The sequence below is a fragment of the Ilumatobacter sp. genome, from assembly GCF_039969435.1.
Classification (GTDB): domain Bacteria; phylum Actinomycetota; class Acidimicrobiia; order Acidimicrobiales; family Ilumatobacteraceae; genus Ilumatobacter_A.
In genome coordinates, this window is record NZ_JBDVNU010000014.1 from 158,264 (window position 1) to 176,683 (window position 18,420).

14 protein-coding genes are annotated in these 18,420 nt (G+C 68.2%); 5 read left to right on the forward strand and 9 right to left on the reverse strand.

Going from position 1 to position 18,420, the window contains the following annotated elements:
- Positions 1–6 precede the first annotated feature (6 nt).
- Both ABJK40_RS08150 and ABJK40_RS08155 read right to left on the reverse strand, forming a co-directional pair.
- Entirely contained in the window at positions 7–4,212 is a 4,206-nt protein-coding gene (locus ABJK40_RS08150; protein ID WP_348481615.1) for a DUF2298 domain-containing protein, read from the reverse strand.
- An 11-nt stretch (positions 4,213–4,223) separates the two neighbouring features.
- A complete protein-coding gene (locus ABJK40_RS08155) occupies positions 4,224–5,384 on the reverse strand; it encodes a UDP-galactopyranose mutase (protein ID WP_348481613.1) in 1,161 nt (386 codons plus the stop codon).
- A 25-nt stretch (positions 5,385–5,409) separates the two neighbouring features.
- Here ABJK40_RS08155 and ABJK40_RS08160 point away from each other — a divergent pair, with 25 nt between their 5' ends.
- On the forward strand, positions 5,410–6,180 hold the full coding sequence (locus ABJK40_RS08160) for a class I SAM-dependent methyltransferase (RefSeq protein ID WP_348481612.1): 771 nt from the start codon (positions 5,410–5,412) through the stop codon (positions 6,178–6,180).
- Here ABJK40_RS08160 and ABJK40_RS08165 read toward each other — a convergent pair.
- Entirely contained in the window at positions 6,164–7,702 is a 1,539-nt protein-coding gene (locus ABJK40_RS08165) for a glycosyltransferase family 39 protein (RefSeq protein ID WP_348481610.1), read from the reverse strand. The two genes, ABJK40_RS08160 and ABJK40_RS08165, sit on opposite strands and share 17 nt — an antisense overlap.
- Before the next feature lie 67 nt (positions 7,703–7,769).
- Between ABJK40_RS08165 and ABJK40_RS08170 the strand changes: the two genes are divergently transcribed.
- Complete coding sequence (locus tag ABJK40_RS08170; protein ID WP_348481608.1) at positions 7,770–8,573, forward strand: glycosyltransferase; 804 nt, start codon at positions 7,770–7,772, stop codon at positions 8,571–8,573.
- 106 nt (positions 8,574–8,679) lie between these two features.
- Here the strand turns inward: ABJK40_RS08170 and ABJK40_RS08175 are convergent, their stop codons facing one another.
- The 4 genes from ABJK40_RS08175 to ABJK40_RS08190 all read right to left on the reverse strand — a co-directional run bounded on the left by ABJK40_RS08175 (position 8,680) and on the right by ABJK40_RS08190 (position 11,822).
- Positions 8,680–9,477, reverse strand: a complete 798-nt coding sequence (locus ABJK40_RS08175; RefSeq protein ID WP_348481606.1) for an ABC transporter ATP-binding protein — start codon at positions 9,475–9,477, stop codon at positions 8,680–8,682.
- A complete protein-coding gene (gene cbiQ, locus ABJK40_RS08180) occupies positions 9,474–10,238 on the reverse strand; it encodes a cobalt ECF transporter T component CbiQ (protein WP_348481604.1) in 765 nt (254 codons plus the stop codon). Before cbiQ ends, ABJK40_RS08175 begins: the two co-directional genes overlap by 4 nt.
- A complete protein-coding gene (locus tag ABJK40_RS08185) occupies positions 10,235–11,227 on the reverse strand; it encodes an energy-coupling factor ABC transporter permease (protein ID WP_348510222.1) in 993 nt (330 codons plus the stop codon). Before ABJK40_RS08185 ends, cbiQ begins: the two co-directional genes overlap by 4 nt.
- A gap of 133 nt (positions 11,228–11,360) precedes the next feature.
- Positions 11,361–11,822 (reverse strand): Fur family transcriptional regulator, encoded by a 462-nt coding sequence (locus ABJK40_RS08190; RefSeq protein WP_348481600.1) that lies wholly within the window; start codon positions 11,820–11,822, stop codon positions 11,361–11,363.
- Between the two features lie 128 nt (positions 11,823–11,950).
- Here ABJK40_RS08190 and ABJK40_RS08195 point away from each other — a divergent pair, with 128 nt between their 5' ends.
- Positions 11,951–12,493 (forward strand): hypothetical protein, encoded by a 543-nt coding sequence (locus ABJK40_RS08195; RefSeq protein ID WP_348481598.1) that lies wholly within the window; start codon positions 11,951–11,953, stop codon positions 12,491–12,493.
- A gap of 81 nt (positions 12,494–12,574) precedes the next feature.
- Here the strand turns inward: ABJK40_RS08195 and ABJK40_RS08200 are convergent, their stop codons facing one another.
- A complete protein-coding gene (locus ABJK40_RS08200; RefSeq protein WP_348481597.1) occupies positions 12,575–13,999 on the reverse strand; it encodes a HAMP domain-containing sensor histidine kinase in 1,425 nt (474 codons plus the stop codon).
- On the reverse strand, positions 13,996–14,706 hold the full coding sequence (locus ABJK40_RS08205; RefSeq protein WP_348481595.1) for a response regulator transcription factor: 711 nt from the start codon (positions 14,704–14,706) through the stop codon (positions 13,996–13,998). The genes ABJK40_RS08200 and ABJK40_RS08205 overlap by 4 nt, the downstream gene beginning before the upstream one ends.
- A gap of 176 nt (positions 14,707–14,882) precedes the next feature.
- On the opposite strand from ABJK40_RS08205, the gene ABJK40_RS08210 reads away from it, so the two are divergent.
- Together ABJK40_RS08210 and ABJK40_RS08215 are read left to right on the forward strand one after the other, a co-directional pair.
- Positions 14,883–15,680 carry an ABC transporter ATP-binding protein gene (locus ABJK40_RS08210; protein ID WP_348481593.1) on the forward strand — a complete coding sequence of 266 codons (798 nt, stop codon included), beginning with the start codon at positions 14,883–14,885 and terminating at the stop codon, positions 15,678–15,680.
- A gap of 92 nt (positions 15,681–15,772) precedes the next feature.
- Positions 15,773–18,307, forward strand: a complete 2,535-nt coding sequence (locus ABJK40_RS08215) for an FtsX-like permease family protein (RefSeq protein WP_348481591.1) — start codon at positions 15,773–15,775, stop codon at positions 18,305–18,307.
- The last annotated feature ends 113 nt before the right edge of the window (positions 18,308–18,420 follow it).

The following is an 18,420-nucleotide window of genomic DNA, read 5'->3' on the forward strand; positions in this document are numbered from 1 at the left end:
CTCAGGTCACGACGGAGTGGGAGCGAGGGCGGACGGAGGTGTCGCAGCCAGCGCGTCGGCGAGTGCGTCCTGGTCGATCTCGATGATCATGCCGTCGCCGGAGCGGAAGACGACGGCCGCCCCCGGCACCTCCTGGATCGCCGCGATGCCGACGGGAGTCCCGCGGAGCCGTTCCTCGGTACCGATGACGACGTAGCGAACGCCGTACCGGCGCAGGAAGCGGGCGGCGCCTTCGACGTCGCTGCGATAGAACGCCTCGGCCTCGCCGATCCGTTCGCTCACGGCACCGGGCACCCCGAACCGCTGCTGCGTCTGGTGCCACGGCCAACCGATCACGGTGGGCAGGCCCGTGTGGATCGACATCCGACCGCACCACTGGTACGCAGGGCACGTCATCTCCATGATCGTCGGCGTTCCCTCGACCGACGAGCGGAGCCACTCGATCAGCGGAAGGTCGTCGGCGAGGTGGACGTCCTGGTCGAGCTCGCGGACGACCGGGTCGTGATCGAGGTAGGCGATGCCGTCGAGCGTCGCGCCGGTGTCGACGAAACGGTCGGACGTCCGCGGGCCGATCGCGAACGTGACGAACGCGAGCATCGCCACCCCGGTGGCTGCCCCGAGCCCGGCCAGTGACCAGCGTGGTGCGGGACGCCACGCCGCCGAGCGACGTGCGATCACCACGATGGCAGGTCCCGTGGCGAGCGCGAACAACACCCATGCCTGGAACGTCAGCTTGAACACGGTGTTCATCCGTTGGATGTCGGGCTGGATCACGACGAACTCGGGCACGAGCGTCAGCGCGAGACCGACGGCGAATGCGACGCCCACGCCGCCGACGGCGAGCGCGCTGCGGTCACGTCGCGTCACGGCCGAGCACGTGGCGCCGACCACGATGCCGATCAGCGCGACGGTCACGGCGGCCGTCCACGACACCGTCAGGCCGAGCGTCAGCGCCGCGATGGCGAGCCCGGTCGGAGCGAGCCAACGGCGACGGTCCGTGCTCGCGTTGCGTCGCCACGCTGCGCCCGAGAACAGAACGATCAACAGCCAGAATGCTCCGAGGTGGGTGATCTGGTCGGTGAGGCCGGTGACGACCGGTGCCGGGTCGATGTCGCCGGCGACGAGGAGCCCGTCGTGACGGTACGGCGCGGTGACGATCTGGGCGGTGACGCCGACGAGCACGAGGTCGGTGCCGATGCCGAGCCATCGTCGTGGTGGCCGACGGTCCGGAACGAGACGCGCCGCACCGATGGCGATCGCGCTGACGAGCGCGATGGCGGGCAGATCCCAGGTGTTCACCATCCGCGCCAGTCCGGCGAGGACACCCAGCGTGACGACGAGGACGAGGTGGCGAGGCGACCACTGTCGAGGCGTCGCGTGCACCACGAGGCCGAAGCCGACGAGGGCGGTCGCTCCGGTCAGCCAGACGCCCAGGACGTGCGGGTGCAGGTCGGCGAAGAGGAACGACCACGCCGGGAACTCGGTGATGTCGGACGTGCCGGCATGGGTGCGCGAGGTGGCCCACCAGTCCAGTGGCATGGAGCCGCCACCCAGCCAACCGATCACCTGGCGAGCTGCGGCGAGGTTGCCGAACAGCAGCAACGCAGCGGCGCTGATCGCTCCCGACGCGTACGCGACGCCGCGCCGGGCCCGTCGACCGAAGGCGTCGATCAGGTCGAAGCCGGCGGCGAATGCCATGACGGCGGCGAGCGACGCGACGGTCGCCACACCCAGCTGCATCGCGACTTCGGGCAGGATGCCCAGCACCCGCGTCGGAACGGTCAGCAGGTACCAGCCCCAGTAGTAGTAGTTGAGGACGCCGCCGGAGAACCACGGGTCGAGCGGCGGCAGGTGGGTCGAGCGCGCGACCGAGACGAAGTAGGCGAACTCCATCGGCTTCTCCCCACCACGGGGAACCGACCACAGGTCGGGGTTGGCCGCGCGGAGTGCGAGCACGGCCGTGAACGCCCCCGCGGCGACTCCGGCGACGGCCGCCCAGACCCTCCGATCACGTCGAGCGACCCGGCGCAGTTCCGCCCGTCGGCGGTAGCCCGTCGTGACACCGACCGCAGCGACACCGAACGTGACGCACCAGATCAGCGACGTCGACAGTGCGACGTCGGCAAACGACACGATCAGCCACACGACGAGGGCGACGGCCACCGGTCCGCCGGCGAGCGCCAGTGCGGCCGGCGCCGCCCGCATCCGCGGGAGCAACGTCGTCGTGAGGGGCATCACGACGATGGCCAGCAGCACCCACCAGAGCAACCACAGCACCACTGCGAGCGTGCCGCCGAGGCGGAACATGTCGTCGAACGTCGCGCCGGTGGCGACATCGAAGACCACGTCGGGGCGTGCCATCAGTGCGTTGGCGCCGGCGTCGCCCGGCGACGTGGTCAGCGCTGCGTCGGCGGCGTCGGGATCGAGGACACGGCGCGCCCGCTCGAGCGAGAACTCGTCCGACTTGACGTAGATCTCCACGGGCGGGTGGTCGTAGACCGAGAACGCCTCCTCGGCGGCGAGCGTCGGGATCCGCAGCGGACCGAGACGCGGTTCGTTCTGGAAGGAAGCCGCCCGTGCGAACCCCAACGAGCCGTCGTCGAGAGCGTCGAAGTACCGGATCATCGACGGGTACGCGGCCGGGAAGCGGACGATGCTGTTCGAGGCCCGTTGACTCGACAGCACCAGCACGTCGATGCGATCGAGCGACTGGACGAGCTGTTCGATGTTCGCAGCCGAGTCGGTGGCGAACGGGTAGAGCGTCTCGAAGGAGTACACGGGCATGTCGGGCTGCACGTCGAGCGGCAGGGCGTCGTCCCACGAGTCGGCGCTGATCGTCGAGCCGGCCGGCACGTGCTCGACGATCCATGTCGACGCCGTCACTCTGCTGTGCTCGTGCAGGTAGACCCCGTTGACGAATGCAGCCGTCCAGGTGAGTCCGACCACGACGAGCGCGCCGAGGGCGAGCAGTCGGAGCCGGTCCGGAGTCGACACGGGGTCCTCGTGCATCGCTTCTCGGCGCGGGCGGGCGCGGCCGAGGTTGGCGATGCCGGCCCCGGCGAGCACCGCGATCGGTGCGTACATCGGTGCGACGTAGCGCATGGTCGGCACCCATGTCGCAGCGATGATCACGACCCAGATCGTGGCCCAGGTGGCGAACACCGCCCAGCCCGACATCCTCGTCCGCCAGATGTGGACGACACCGATCACCGCCAGCAGGGCGATCGCCGGCCCGATGCCCCACAGCACCAGCTGCTGGAGCGGGTACAACACCGGTGTCCGATCGATCCACTGGATCGCAGGCGGGAACAGCACGTCGCCGCTCGAGAGGCGCCCGACCTCACGGAGGTCGGCCACCCACGCGGGGTTCAGTCCCGACCCGCTGAACGCGTACGGGTTGGTGAGCCGGAACACGAGCGCGCCGAGCGCCGCGGCCCCGGCGAACATCCACGTCACCGAGCGCCACGTGCGCTCGGTGGGATTCGACCGACGACGTTCGAGGATCCCCACCCCGACGACGAGGAGCAGGGCCATCCCTTGCACGCGGCACGAGACCGCGCCGCCGACCGCGAGTGCGGCGGGGATCAGCCACCGGTGACCTCCGCTCCGGACGTAGTGGAGGGTGCACAGCGATGCGAGCGTGGCGAACATCGTGAGGAACGGATCGGGACCGAGGAAATGGCTGAGCTGGATCGGCAGGACCGACACCGCGTAGACAGCGGCGGCGAACAGGCCGCCTCGCCGCGAGATCAGCAGGCGCCCGACGAACGCGACGAGCACGATCGTGACCGTGTCGGCCATGGCCGCGAGCAGGCGGCCGACGATGTGAGCGGAGTAGCCGGCGTCGAATCTCGGGACGCCGCCGTCGTCGATCAGGTCGACGCCGACCGCGTCGAGCGCCCGGACGACCGGTTCGGCCGTCGACGTCGTCATCACACTGGCGGTCGCCTTGGTCACGAACAACGGCAGAGTGCCGTACACGAACGTGCCGCTCGCCTCGATCGGGTCGAGCGGCGACGACCCGGTGTCGAAGTACTCGCCGACACCCGACGGTGCGCTGATCGCATCCAGGGTGAGAGCCCAGTGTCGTTCGTCGGGATGGAGGTGCTGCCCGCTGTCCCAGTCGAGGCCGACGACGCGGAGCACGAAGCCGGCGAGAGCGATCACCACGACGAGCGCGGCCCAGCGGAACCGGCGCAACGTCGCCCGCACCCGGTCGAGGGTCAGTGGTCCACCTCGACGGTGAAGACCGGCGGTCGGACGCCGGCGTCGATCGCCGCGAGGAACGCGTCGGCGCACTCGAGCGCCTCGCCGACCGCGACGTCCATGTCGAGATACCGGTACGTGCCGAGTCGTCCGAGGAACGTGACGCTGGCGGTCGCAGCGGCCCGGGCGACGTAGCCGTCGACGCGCTCGGTGGGCAACGCGAGTCGCACCGGGTAGTAGGGGATGTCTCCCTCGACCCACTCGCGAGGGTGTTCCTCGCTGACCACGGTGCCGTCGTGTGTCTCCCACGGCGCGAGGTGCTTGTGCTCGGTCACCCGCGTGTGGGGGACGTCGCGGTCGCAATGGTTCATCACCGCACAGCCCTGATGGTCGCCCGACTCGATCGTGGTGACGAAGTCGATCGTGCGGTACGTCAACGGCCCGTCGACACGGCCGAAGAACGCGTCGAGCGGCCCGGTCCAGAACGTGTGGTCGTAGCCGTCGCAATCGGCCGGGTCGAGTGGTGCACCGAGCCGCACCTCGATGTTCGGGTGGTGGAGCATCGACTGGACGACCGCCGTGTACCCGGCACGCGGCATCCCCTGGAATGGGTGGTCGAAGTAGGAATCGTCGTCGTCGAACCGCAGCGGGAGACGACTGAAGACCTCCGCCGGCAGCTCATCGGGTTCGACACCCCACTGCTTGCGCGTGTACCCGTCGAAGAACGCTTCGAACAGCTCGGGCCCGATCGTGGCCAAGCCCCGGTCCCGGAACGTCGTGGCCGGTCGATCGCGGTACGGCTCGGCGCGTGCGGCGACGAACCGTTCGGCCTCGGGTCCGGTCATCGACGTGCCGAACAACTGGTTGATCGTCGTCAGGTTGACGGGCAGGCCGAACACCTCACCGCGAGCGGTCGCCCGCACCCGGTGGCGGTACGGGACCATCTCTCCGAAGCGGTTCATGTACGCCCAGACCCGTTCGGATGCCGTGTGGAAGATGTGCGGCCCGTAACGGTGCACGAGGACGCCGGTGTCATCACGCTCGGTGTGGCAGTTGCCCGCGACGTGGTCGCGCCCCTCGAACACGGTCACCCCGTGGCCGGCGTCGGCGAGCTCACGTGCGACGACTGCCCCGGACAGTCCTGCGCCGGCCACGGCGATCGTCAGCGGGACTTGCACAGGAGGCGACGCTAACCTCTGCCCGTTGGTCACGCCCGCCCCTGATCCCGATGCCCGCTATCAGCGCGAGTACTTCGAGACGGGCAACTACGCCGATCGTGGGCTCGGGCGTTTCAGCATGTACTGGTTCGCTCGTCGGTACTACGCCGCACTCGTGCGTCGGTTCGCCCCGCAGTCCGGTGCGTCCGGATCACGCACGGACGGTGGGTCCCTGCTCGAGATCGGGGTCGGGCTCGGCGACCTGTTGAGTCTGCTCCAGGACGACTTCGAGTGCTCGGGCATCGACGTGTCGTCGTTCAGCGTCGAACACGCCCGCTCCCTCGCCGGACGGGCGACGATCACCGTGGGCGATGCCGGGAACCTGCAACACATCGCCGCGGGATCCTTCGACGTGGTCGTCGCTCTCCACGTCGTCGAGCACCTCGACGATCCTGCGGCCGCGATCGCCGAGATCCACAGGATCCTGCGTCCCGGTGGCCTCTGGCTCTTCGCCACGCCGAACCCGGGCTACACCTTGCGTCGGTACAAGGACCATGCCACCGACGCGATCGGCAGCGACCCCACCCACGTCAACGTACGACCGCCTGCGCAGTGGCGGTCCTGGTGCGAGGACGCCGGTTTCACGGTGCTCCGTCAGTTCGGCGACGGGCTCTGGGACGTGCCGTACCTGCCGAGAGTTCCGTCGTCGATGCAGTTCGCCGTGTTCGGGCTCCCCGCGTTCGCTCAGGTGGTGACTCGCACGACGTGGACACCGCTCGACTGGGGCGTCAACCAGATCGTCATCTGTCGCCGCTGATCGTGCCCGCCCAGAACACCGGTCGGTCACCGTTCGCCACGTAGAGCCGCACGTCGTCCACGATTCCGCAGACGTCGGTGTCGAGCGGCGGTCGATCGAGGAACGGTGACCACACGAGCACGGAAGGTGTGTCCAGTTCGACGAGCGTCGCGCAGCCGATCGTCGCCGGGTCGAGCCGGACCAACAGTTCCGGACGCTCCATCTCGTAGCGGATGCTCTTCTCGGCGGGCATCCCGCTCGGCTCCCAGTCGGCGCCGACCAGGTAGATCGTCACGTCGGGCGGCAGGCTGTCGGCGAAGTCGACGATCGACGCGGCGATGGGCGTGTTCGCGTAGGGCAGCCCGGGGACGTACCGGCCGAAGTACCACTGCACGTCGACGAACGTGATCGTCACCATGACCGTCGCCACCAGCCGTGCGGCCCACACTCGGGTCCACCGTTCGGTGACCCGATCGCCCAGCCAGCACAGCCCGACACCGATCATCAGGTAGGCGAACGGTGCTGCGGCCAAGGTCCGACCGGCGCTGGGCAGATCGTCCGGTCCCGCCAGGATCGCCGGGACGTGCAACATGGCGAAGGCGCCGATGACCAGCAGACCACGGCGACGCCGGTCCGTCACGAGCACTCCGATCCCGACGAGCAGCAGCACGAGGCTCGGTGCGTCGACATGTGGGTCGCCCACGACATTCACCCGGAAGGACGCGTCCCCGGCCCACACGTACGCGCCGGCCGCCTTCCACAGTCCTGGAGCGATGTCCCACGGCGATGCGAGCCTCGATCCGTAGTGCTGGCCGCCGATCATCGCGCCGTTGTCGATCGATGCGACCACGATCGGCGCGGCGGTCAGCGCCATCGCTGTGAACGCCACGGCGCACGAGCGCGCCATCGCTCCGTGTCGACGTACGAGCTCGGCGCAGAAGATCGCGCCGACCAGCGCCGGCAGTACGAACGTGTTGCCGTAGAGATACAGGCCGAGCGACGCGGCAGTACCGGCGACGGTCGGCAAGGCGATCGAGCGTGGCGTGCGGACAGCGGCCACCGCAGCGACCGTCGCGGCGAGTGTCAGCGTCGGGTTCATCGTCTGCTGATCACCCAACCGGCTGAAGACGAGCCACCACGACGACACGGCAGCCACACCGGCACTCACCGCCGCGACCGGTCGGCCGAAGAGCTGGCGACCGAGCACGTACAACAGCACGATCCCGAACAGGCTGACCACCGCCGACGCAGCCTTGAACGCGAAGAAGGTGTCGCCGAGCAGCCACAGCACGGGACGGATCAACGCGGGATACAGCGGACCGATCCCGAGGACGAACCAGCCGGGCGGCACCTCGCCCTGGCGAAGGGCGATCGTGAACTCGTACACCGTCGAGATGTCGCCGTACCACTCGCCGGGCGCCGTGTCGAGGAAGACGACCCGCAACGCGATCGCCACGACGAGCACCGGGGCCAGCACCGCCGCGCCGATGGTTCCGATGATCGGAATCGACGACCCGAACGGTGGCCCGATCCTGGGGTCCATGGCGGCGGTCACGCTACACCGCGCCACCGTTCGTGCGCCCCGGGCGGCGGACGTTATGGTCCGCGGGATGGACGGGGCGGCACCATCGACGACGCTCGCCGTCGTCGTGCCCTGTTTCGACGAGGAGCGACGTCTCCCGGTGGATCGGCTCACCGAACTCGCCGGTTCGGACGGCATCTCGCTGGTGCTCGTCGACGACGGGTCGACGGACAACACCCGTGAACTGCTCCGATCCGTCGCAGCCGCGTCGCCGACCGCGACGGTGGTGGAACTCACCCGGAACGTCGGGAAGGGCGAAGCCGTACGACGAGGACTGATCGTCGCCCGCACCCTCGGTACCGCATGGGTCGGCTACCTCGACGCGGACCTCGCGACGTCGCCCGACGAATTGATCCGCCTGTCGCTGATCGCTGCCGGTGACTCGGAGCTCGACGTGGTGATGGCGGCTCGGGTCGCATTGCTGGGCAGGACCATCGTGCGCTCACCGTTCCGTCACTACACCGGCCGCGTTTTCGCCACGTTCGCCAGCATCGTGCTCGGCCTGCCGGTCTACGACACGCAGTGCGGGGCCAAGCTCATCCGCGCGGGCGACGAACTCGACCAGGCGATCTCCGTGCCGTTCCGCAGCCGCTGGGCATTCGACGTCGAGCTGCTCGGACGGCTGCGCAAGTGCGGGTTGAGCGACGACTCGATCTGGGAGGAGCCGTTGCAGTCCTGGAGCGATGTCGCTGCGTCGCGTCGGACGCTGGCCGCGTCCGTCCGCGGCATCGTCGAGCTCGAGTTGATCCGTCGCGACCTCGCCCGTTGGCCCCACGAGGACTCCCATCGCGGCCGAGCGTCGACCGGAAGTCTGGTGTCGCCGCGACCGTGAACTCGACGACTCGAGAAGGTCGTTCAGGCAGTCGAGCGAGTCGACGCCCTCCGTTATCTACCGCCGGGAGGAATGAGCGGCTCACACCGGAGCGCGCTCGCCTTCGTCAGGTGGACGGTGGCGGATCGCTGTGCGCGACGTTGCCGACCGGGATCCGGGTCGGATCGAATCCGAACGGAAGCTCGAGACGGTGCTGTTCGAGCAGAGTGGTGTCGGCGAGGAGTTCGTGGGTCGGTCCGTCGGCGACGATGCGACCGTCGCTCAGGATGATCGATCGCGGGCACACCTGGAGGGCGAATGGCAGGTCGTGGGTGATGATCAGTTGGGCGAGACCGATGGTGGCGAGCAGTTCGGTGAGTTCACGGCGCCCCGCCGGGTCGAAGCCGGAGGTCGGTTCGTCGAGCACCAGGATCTGCGGGTCCATCGACAGCACGGTGGCGATCGCCGCGCGACGTTTCTCGCCCTCACTGAGGTGGTGAGGCGACCGGTCGGCGAGGTGCGTGGCGCCGACCGCCGCCAGAGCGTCGTCGACGCGTCGGTTGCGCTCGTCGGCCGACATCCCGAGGTTCGCGGGCCCGAAGGCCACGTCTTCGCGCACCGTGGGCATGAAGAGTTGGTCATCGGCGTTCTGGAACACCATCCCGACGCGACGCCGGATCTCGCGCAGGTTCGACGCGTCGACCTTCAGCCCTCCGACCTCGATCGTTCCCTGCTGGATCGCGTTGATCCCGTTGAGGTGCAACACGAGGGTCGTCTTGCCGGCGCCGTTCGGTCCGAGGATGGCGACACGCTCGCCCGGCTCGATGGTGACCGACACGTCGTGCAGCACCTCGTGACCGTCGGGGTAGGCGAACCCGAGGTGGCGTACGACGACGATCGGCGTGGACGTTGGTTCGGTGGTCATGTGAGTGCGAATCCTGCGATGAGAGAGATGATGGCCACGATCGGAGCGATCGCGGCGGCGCACCACTCGCGCATCGATGCCGAGCGGGTGTCGAGTCGCGGCATCGTGCCGGTGAAACCGCGGGACTGCATGGCCTGGTGGACGCGTTCCCCACGCTCGTAGGAGCGGACGAACATCGCACCGGCGCCGGTGGCGATCGGCTTGGCCTGCCAGAGCCATCGGGGGTCGTGGGCGCGAGCGGTCATGGCGATCCGCATCCGGCGCATCTCGTCGACGATCAGATCGAGATACCGGAACATGAACGACATGATCGCCACGATGATCGCCGGAGCTCTCAGTCGCGAGAGGCCCTTGAGGATCTCGGCGACGGGTGTGGTGCTGGTGAGGATGATGCTCGCACTCGTTCCGAGAACGGCCTTGGCCAGGATGTTCCACGTTCCCCAGAGACCCTCGGTCGAGACCGACACGCCCAGGACCTCGGTCTCGGGTCCACCCGCGATGAACGGGATCAACACGGCGAAGGAGACGAACGGAACGACCACGGCAAGTCGAGAGAGCACGGTGCGAGGTCCGAGCCGGGCGAGCGCGAACAGCACGACGACCACCGCTGCGTCGACGGCGAACGACCCGATCGAGCGTCGGGGGGTCACGGCAACCGCGATGACGAAGGCGAACACCGCGACGAGCTTCACCTCGGGCGCCAGACGGTGGACGACCGTCGAGCCCGGGATGAACAGGTTGTGATGATGCCCCGAGCTCACACCTGCGCCGTTCGACTGCGCGCCTCACGCAGGCCGCGGAACAATCCGTACCCGACCAGCGCACACAGGGCGACTCCGGTGAGCCCGGCAACGGCGAGGCTGATCGTCTCGTTTCCGATGCCCGATGTGGCGTAGTCGGCGAACACCCCGCTGCCGAAGGCGTGGTCGCGGGCGCTGTCGATGAAGCCCTGGTCCTCGGCGACCCGCTCCAACCCGTCGGGGTCGTCGAAGGCGAACTGGCTCACCACGACGGCGAAGAACACCGCGGTCAAGGCACCACCGATCACGAACGTGCGAGCACTGACAGGGGTCCGATCGGCCAACTCCTTGCGGTCGAGGTCGGCGGCACCGAACACGAGATCCGGACGAGATGCGAGCACGGCGCCCACTGCGAGTCCGCTGATGAAACCCTCGCCGATCCCGATCAACAGGTGCACTCCGACCATCGCACCGAACACGGTGTCGAACGGGACCGGCGCACTCGCGCCGAACAGCCACTGGAGCGAGAACGCCGCGGCGGCGAGCACGACCGACAGCGCCGACGCCAGCGCGGTGGCGCCGATCACCCCCGACGCCGAACGCGGGAAGAACTTCCGGAACAGCAGGAACAGGGCGAATCCACCGAACGCCGGAACGATGGCCATGTTGATCACGTTGTAGCCCAACGCACTCAGACCGCCGTCGGCGAACACCAACGCCTGCACCAGGACCACGACCGCGACGACGATCGAACCCACCCACGGTCCGAGCAGGATCGCCGCGAGACACCCGCCGAGCAGATGCCCGGTCGTGCCGGAGGCGACGGGGAAGTTGAACATCTGTGCAGCGAAGATGAACGCAGCGGTGATGCCGGCGAGCGGAATTCGATTGTCGTCCAACTGCGACGACGCCATTCTGAGTCCGTAGCCGATGATCGCCACGGCGATCACCGCGCAGACAATGGCGACGGGAGCCTCGAGGAATCCGTCGGGAGCGTGCATCGCCAGCATGGCAGTGTCTCATTTCGAGTGTCGGGAACCGAACGGGACACAACGTAGTGCGATCCTGCTGCAGTGGCGACTCCTTCGCAACAACTCCCGCACACAACCACCCCGAGGTGTCGGTGTGACCGCCGAATCGGGTCTACGCGCGCGCCTCGGAGCGACAGTGCGCGCACCAGCCGGTCAACGCGACGTGATCGGGATCCAGTTCGAACCCGATCGTCTCGAGCACCGAGGCGGCCGCTCCGTCGAGCAGATCGGCCGATGTGTCGATCACGGACTTGCATTCACGACAGACCAGATGGATGTGCGGTCGCGCACCCGAGTCGAGCAGGTGGTACGCGGCGGGTCCGTGCGGCAGGTGCACATGGGCGACGACGCCGACGTTCACCAAGGAGTCGAGCGTTCGGTAGACCGTCGCTCGATGGACGTCGGGCGCACGGTCGACGACCTCGTCGTAGATCCGCTCCGCCGACAGGTGCTCGGTGGTGGACGCGAGGATGGCGAGCACTCCGCGCCGCGCCGTGGTCACGCGCTCGCCGCGCTCCCTCAGGACGCCGATCGCTCGATCCAACGATTCCGTCGGGTCGATCGTGTCCTTCATGAATTCCCTCGTTGCGACATCGCGGCTCCGATCACCTGGCGCCGACGCTAACAGCCTGCACGGAACCCACTCGCGGCGGGTCCGCTCGCTCGACATCGGTTCCGAGCCGCGGACAGCTGCTGCTTCAGATGCGATATCGTCGCATCTCGTGGACACACCCGGCCAACCGATCGTCGTCGAGTGCTTCGCGATCCGGCTCGTGCCGTCTCGACGGCACCGACGAGCACCGCATCGTCGGACGCCACGTCCAGGGGCCGAACGCGAGCCATCCCGACATCGACGCGGCGCGGCTCGCCGGACTCATCGGCACCCCGCTCGACGGAACCGCACTCCTCCACTCGACGTCGTGGCGGTGGGACCCGGCCGTCGGGCTCGTCCTCACCTATCTGTGCTGCCCCGACCCCTGCCCCGACATGGGTGGCACGATGGTTCCGACCGCGGGGCGCCACGCCGGCGTCGAGGAGAACCCCTCTCGGCCCCACCATCCCGACGTCGAGCCGAGTGACATCCTCCATCACGGCATCGACCACCTCGCCTGGCTCAGCGACCACCACCCCCACCTCACCAACGGTGTACGCGAGGTCGCTCCGGCGCTGTGGGACGCCATTCGCCTCGCGGGGCGCCACCGGGCGATCCAGATCGTCGACCCGCTGCCGGCGGCCGCCGTCTGACATCGGTCGCCACGTCCGCCCGGGTCGCCCGACGAGCGGGTTCGGACACGGGCTGTGCATGCGATGTGTCGGCGGCGAGCATCACGACGGCTCCGGATCCGGTCCTGCCTCGGTCGGGAGCGTGATCGTGAACCTCGAACCGGCGCCGGGTGTCGTGTCGAGATCGATCGTTCCGCCGTGGGTGTCGACGATGGCGGCGACGATGGAGAGACCCAGTCCCGAGCTGCGGGAGTCCGCTGCTGGTGACTCGCCTGCCCGGAAGAAGCGATCGAAGACGTGGTCGGCGATGTCCTGGCTCATCCCCGGGCCGTCGTCGGCGACCGTCACGACGGCGTGCGCATGGTCGGGTTGGTCGACCGTGATCTCCACGTTCGCGCCCGGGGCGTGGATGCGGGTGTTCGCGATCAGGTTCGCGACGACCTGCTGGAGAGCGTCACCGTCACCGAGGACTCGAATCCTCCGGCCGTGGTCCGGTTCGAATCGAACACGGTGTGAGGGGTCGGTCACGTGCGCGTCGGACACGGCGTCCTCGACCAGTGAGTTCAGAACGACGGGCCGAGCCTCGAACCCGTTGCCCTGATCCAGTCTGGCGAGCGTGAGCAGGTCGTTGACGAGGCGTCCCATGCGAAGTGCCTCGCTGTTGATGCGGGTCATCTGCTTGCGCACCACCTCGGGGTCGGACGCGGCGCCCAACAGGTAGGACTCGGAGTAGCCGGCGATCGTGGTCAACGGCGTGCGCAACTCGTGGGATGCGTCGGCGGCGAACTCCTTGACTCGATCCTCGGCCTGTCGACGCAGTTCGAGCGACTGTTGGAGCCGGTCGAGCATGGTGTTCAAGGAGTCGGTCAGGCGACGGATCTCGGGGTCCGCCGGCACCATGACGGCACGTCGATCCATGTCTCCGTCAGCGATGGCCTCGGCGGTGTCGATCAGCTCGTCGTAGGGCCGGAAACTGGCGCGTTGCAGGATGAAGATGATGACGCCCAGCAGCGTCACCATCGCGACGAGGGTGGCGGCGAGGGTGCGCGACAGTCCGCGGATCGTGCGATCCACCGAGTCGAGCGGGACGGCGAGCGCGAGGAGGCGGCCGTCGTCGAGGAGCCCGACGACGGCTCGGTACTGCGGTCCGTCGTCCGTGCTGTCGACGGTGAAGATCTCACCGACGCCGTCCACGATCCTGTCGGTCGACAGATCGGCTCGGGCGAGCGGATCGTCGACCGGACCGGCCGGGACCTCGACGAGGACCTCACCCGATTCGGGGTCGACGAGGATCGTGGCGATCGGATTGTTGACGACGTCGAGATCGTCGAATGCGTCGAGCTCGTCGAACTCGGCGAGCTCGAACGAGTTGTAGAGCTGCATGCTGATGTCGAGGTCGTCGGCCAGGCCCCGATCGATGTCGTGGGTCATCTGTCGTCGGGTGTTGACGATCGTTGCGATCGACCCGAGAACGAACACCAACACGAGCGCCAGGACGACCAGCGTGAACGTTCGGCGGCGGGTCACGGCGCCGTCTCGGTGCGAATGGTGTAGCCCACACCTCGCACGGTCTGGATCAGCTTCGGTTCGACGTGGTCGATCTTCTTGCGCAGGAAGCTGATGTACGTCTCGACCGAGCTGGCATCGCCGCCGAAGTCGTACTGCCAGACGTGGTCGAGGATCTGGCGTTTGGACAGGACCCGGTCGGCGTTCATCAACAGGTAGCGCAGGAGCTTCCACTCGGTCGGTGACAACTCGACCGGTCTGCCGTCGCGTGTGGCACGGTGCGTCTCGTCGTTCATCACGAGATCGGCGTACCGGTGGATGTGGGAGTCGGTCGACGTGGTGCCGCTGCGGCGCAGCACGGCGTTCATGCGAGCCACGACCTCTTCGAGGCTGAACGGCTTGGTGATGTAGTCGTCGCCACCCTTGGTGAAGCCGGACAGCATGTCGCTCCTGGTGTCGCGTGCGGTGAGGAAGATCACGGGCACCTGGTCGCCGTCGGCGCGGAGCCGACGGCACACCTCGAAGCCGTCGATGTCGGGAATCGTGACATCGAGCAGGACGATGTCCGGGCGGAACGAGGCCGCTGCGTCGAGCGCTGCGTACCCGGAGCCGGCGGTCTCGACCTCGAAGTCCAGGAACCGCAGCGAGGTCGAGAGCATGTCGGTGATGAATTCCTCGTCGTCCACGACGAGGACTCGGTGCTTGGAGTCGGTGTGGGACGGGTTCATACCACTCGATCCAATCATGCCGACCTCAAAGCGAGCTGAAAGTCGCGTCGAAACCGTCCGGGCCGGACGGCCGTGTCCCTGCGGACCCACGACGACGCGGCGGGCGCATCGAGGTTTGCTCGAACTTCCAGTGCTCTTTGAGCGAGTCTTGAGCTGCGGCCGGCAGCGTCGTCGCCATGACCGAACTCGCCGCCCCCCGTTCCGCTGCGCCTCAGATCCTCGGGTCCGAGGCCTCCGTTCCCGGTGGCGTCACGCTCGCCGCGCGGGCTGTCGCCGCTCACAAGCACTACGGGTCGGGCGACAACGAAGTCCGCGCGCTCGACGGCGTCGACGTCGGATTCGTCGACGGCCAGCTCACGGCGATCATGGGCCCGTCGGGGTCCGGCAAGTCGACGCTGATGCACAACATGGCCGGCCTCGACACGCTCACGTCGGGTCAGGTGTTCGTCGACGGCGACGACGTGACCGCGATGAACGAGAAGCAGCGCACGAAGCTGCGTCGCGACAAGCTCGGCTTCGTCTTCCAGGCCTTCAACCTGGTTCCCACACTGTCGGCGCGCGAGAACATCACGCTCCCGCAGCGCCTCGCCGGCAAGCAGCCGAACATGGAGTGGTTCGACACGGTCGTGCGGACGGTCGGCCTGACCCACCGTCTCGATCACCGTCCGAGCGAGTTGTCGGGTGGCCAGCAACAGCGGGTCGCGGTGTCACGGGCACTGGCGAGCCAACCGCGGATCGTGTTCGCCGACGAGCCGACCGGCAACCTCGACTCGACCACCGGTGACGAGATCCTGACGTTCATGCGTCAGGCCGTCGACGACCTCGGCCAGACCATCGTCATGGTGACCCACGATCCGTACGCCGCCCGATACGCCCATCGGGTGGTGTTCCTCGCCGACGGGAAGATCGTCAGCGAGATGCGTGACCCCACCGCCGACGCCGTCCTCGACCACATGAAGACCATCGGCCACTGAGCCGTCCCCCGGCCCTTCGCACTCTGTCGCGCACTCTGTCCCGCACTCTGTCCCGCACTCTGTCCACCCCTTCGACACAAGGACGTCTCGTCATGTTCCAGATCGCCATCCGCGGGCTCAAGCAGAACCCGTTCCGCTACGTCGCCACCACCATCGCCATCGTGCTGGGCGTGGCGTTCTACGTCGCCACGTCGGTGATGACCACCAGCTTCGAAGACACCCTCAACGGGTCGATCGCCGAAGCATTCGACGACGTCGACGGCGCCGTACGGTCGACCGAGGTCATCGAGACCGACTTCGCCGAGATCCGCCAGAAGATCCCCTACGACACCGGCGAACGGGTGGCCGCGATCGACGGGGTCGAACGCGCCGGCGCGTTCCTGACCGGGTACGCCCAGGCCGTCACGGCGGACGGCGACGTCGTCGACTCGGCCGGCCTGCCCCCGCAGGGGTTCGCATGGCTCGACGACACCGAACTCAGCCCGTACGCGATCGTCGACGGCGCAGCGCCTGTCGACGTCGACGACGTCGCGCTCGACGAGGACACCTTCGCCGACGGTGGTTTCGCGATCGGCGACCGGATCCGCGTCCTCCCGCTCCCTGCGACCCAGGCGTTCACCGTCGTGGGCGTGGTCGGGCCGAACGGCGACGGCGATGGGCTCGGCGGCCAGACGGTCGCATTCAGCATCGACGGTGCCGCGCAGGTGTTCGGCACCACCGACGTCGACCAGATCTTCGTGCAGGCGGATGACGGGCTCAGCCAGGACGAACTGGCCGCGAGCATCGACGATGCGCTGCGGTCGGACGGGGTGAGCGGCCTCGAGGCGATCACCGGTGACGAGCTCGTCGGCGAGTACGAGGACACGATCGGCCAGGTCACCACGATCATCAACGCGGCGCTCCAGGTCTTCGCGTCGATCGCGCTGGTCGTGGGCGCGTTCGTGATCTACAACACGTTCTCGATCACCGTTGCGCAGCGCCGCCGCGAGATGGCACTGCTCCGGGCGATCGGTGCGTCGACCAAGCAGGTGACCCGCAGCATCATCGTCGAATCGCTCCTCATCGGAGTGGGCGCTTCCGCCGTGGGTGCACTCGTCGGTGTCGGACTCGGTTGGGTGCTGCTGCAGGGCCTCGGCACGCTCGGGAGTGGTTTCGACATCGCACTGACGATCCCGCCCCAGACGCTCGTCGCCGGCGTGCTGATCGGGTCGATCAACACGGTGTTCGCCGCGTACACACCGGCCCGCCGAGGCGCGAGCATCGCCCCCATCGAGGCGTTGCGCGAGTCGTCGATCGAACAGCCCGCGAGGTCGAAGTGGCGCACCGTGATCGGTGTCCTGCTGCTCGTCGTCGGGGTGACCATGTCGATCAGCGCGGTCACGGGCGCCGACCTCGCGGCGCTGACCGTCGGGCTCCCCGCCACCGTCCTGGCGATCGTCCTGCTCGGCCCTGCGATCATCCGGCCGATGAGCAGGCTCATCGCGCTGCCGATGGTACGCAACGGGTCGATCACCGGCGAGCTGGCCCGGGAGAACGCGGCTCGCAACCCCAAGCGCACCAGCACGACCTCGCTCACCCTCGTCATCGGTGTCGCGCTGGTCGTCACCGCGACCGTGTTCGCAGCGACGATGAGCACCTCGACCAAGGGTCAGCTCGAGCAGCAGATCACCGCCGACCACGTCGTCACCGTCGGGCCCGAGATCGCGCTGCTCGGCGGCGGCCTCGACCCGACCATCACACCGTCGATCGACGAACTCCCCGGCGTCGACGCAGCCGTGCCGTTCCGTCAGGCATCGGTCGAGATCCTCGACGGCTTCAACCAGGTGACGGGAACCGACACCGGGCAGCTCGAACAGGTACTCGACCTGAACGTCGTCGACGGCAGCGTGACGGGACTCGAGAGTGACGAGATCGCCGTCTCGGAGGCCCAGGCCGAACGCGACGGCCTCACGGTCGGCGACGAGGTCGAGGTCAGGTTCCAACAGCAAGCCGCCGTGATGGTGGTGGCCGGTGTCTACGAGCGAGACGACTTCGTCGGGTCCTGGCTCGTGGACAACGCGGTGCTCGACGCCAATGTGACCCGCAGCCTCGACACCGAGGTCCTGATCAGCAGCCGCGGCGACGCGGGCGACTCGGTCACGGCAGCCGTGGCCGAGGTGCTCGCCTCGAACCCGACCGCCGACATCGAGACCACGGCGTCGTTCATCGACGGCGAGGTCGGACAGATCGACCAGCTGCTGATCCTGCTCTACGGCCTGCTCGCGATGTCCGTGCTCGTCGCGCTGATCGGGATCGTCAACACCATGGCCCTCTCGATCCACGAACGAACCAGAGAACTCGGTCTGCTCCGAGCGGTCGGCATGACCTCACGGCAGCTGCGACGCACCATCCGCTACGAGTCCACGATCATCGCCCTCATCGGGACGGTCGTCGGCCTCGGTCTCGGCCTGTTCCTCGGCTGGGTCGCCAGTCGCGCCGCACAGGACACGTTCCCCGACTTCGCGATCCCCGTGATCTCACTGATCGTGATCGCCGTCGTCGGCATCGTCGCCGGCCTCGCCGCCGGAGTCCTTCCGGCCCGACGCGCCGGCAAGCTCGACGTCCTCGACGCCGTCACCGGCGACTAGCCGATTCAGACCACTGCGAGCTGCGCCGCGCGACGCCGCGGAGGCAGGCCGGTGAAGCGGAATCAAGTGCTCGGTCGCCGGACGCGAACGATGCTTGACTTGCACGGTGCGAG